The organism is Labrenzia sp. C1B70 (assembly GCF_000475395.1).
Taxonomy (GTDB): domain Bacteria; phylum Pseudomonadota; class Alphaproteobacteria; order Rhizobiales; family Stappiaceae; genus Roseibium; species Roseibium algicola.
On sequence record NZ_AXCE01000035.1, the window covers coordinates 1 to 1,004 of the forward strand.

The 1,004-nt window shown below is 60.1% G+C and carries 1 protein-coding gene; it reads left to right on the forward strand.

Features of this window, described 5'->3' with window-relative positions:
* Positions 1–44: 44 nt before the first annotated feature.
* Positions 45–988 (forward strand): IS630 family transposase gene (locus Q666_RS65710; RefSeq protein WP_200863793.1). Its coding sequence is split into 2 segments (ribosomal slippage): positions 45–387 and positions 387–988, totalling 945 coding nucleotides; the frame shifts between segments, so codons are not numbered across the junction.
* The last annotated feature ends 16 nt before the right edge of the window (positions 989–1,004 follow it).

Here is a 1,004-nt window from a genome sequence, read left to right on the forward strand (position 1 = left end):
GGCAGCGGCCTGATTCAAGTTCTCCATTAACGGAGGGCGATTTGATGGGCCGTGCATTGAGCAGCGATCTTCGAGAACGGGTTTTGCGAGCCTGGCAAGACGGTAGTTCCGCGCGGCAGGCGGCGGCACGATTTGGGGTGAGTGCTTCCAGCGCAATCCGTTGGATTGCGCGTGCCGGACAGGGCGAGACGGCGCCCCGCAAAACAGGACGCAAGACAACGTCCCGGCTTGATCCGCACGAAGAGTTCATCCTCGCCCTGATCGAGGACAAGAAGGACATTACGCTCGATGAGATGGTTGTCCGTCTGGCTGAAGACCGTGACATGAAGATCGGCCGGAGCATGTTGAGCAAATGGCTGCGCTCCCGCGGGTTCACATACAAAAAAAGACCGCACACGCATTGGAGCAGGAACGCCCAGCCCTGATGATGCAGCGTCAGGCCTGGTTCGACAGCCAGCTTGATCTTGACCCGGCCAAACTCGTTTTCATTGACGAGACCGGCTTGAATACGAAGATGGCGCGGCTGCGCGGACGGTCCCTGAAGGGAGAGCGTTGCCGAGCAGGCGTTCCCCATGGGCACTGGAAAACGACAACTTTCACCGGAGCCTTGCGCCTGACCGGCATGACGGCGCCGATGGTGCTCGACGGTGCCATGAACGGTGTCGCTTTCCTGGCCTATGTCGAGCAGGCCCTCGTGCCTACTCTCTCACCCGGCGACATCGTCGTGATGGACAACCTGCCGGCCCACAAGGCCGCCGGTGTCCGGGAGGCCATTGAAAGCGCCGGCGCCGAGCTGCGCTATCTGCCACCCTACAGTCCCGACTTTAACCCGATCGAGATGGCGTTTTCGAAGCTTAAGGCGCTGTTGCGTGCCAAGGCGGAGCGCACCGTCAGTGCCCTTTGGAACTCCGTTGGCGTTCTCATCGCCGAATTCAAACCACAAGAATGCGCAAATTACTTCGCTGCCGCCGGATACGAGCCAACATAAAGTGGATGGGCTCTAG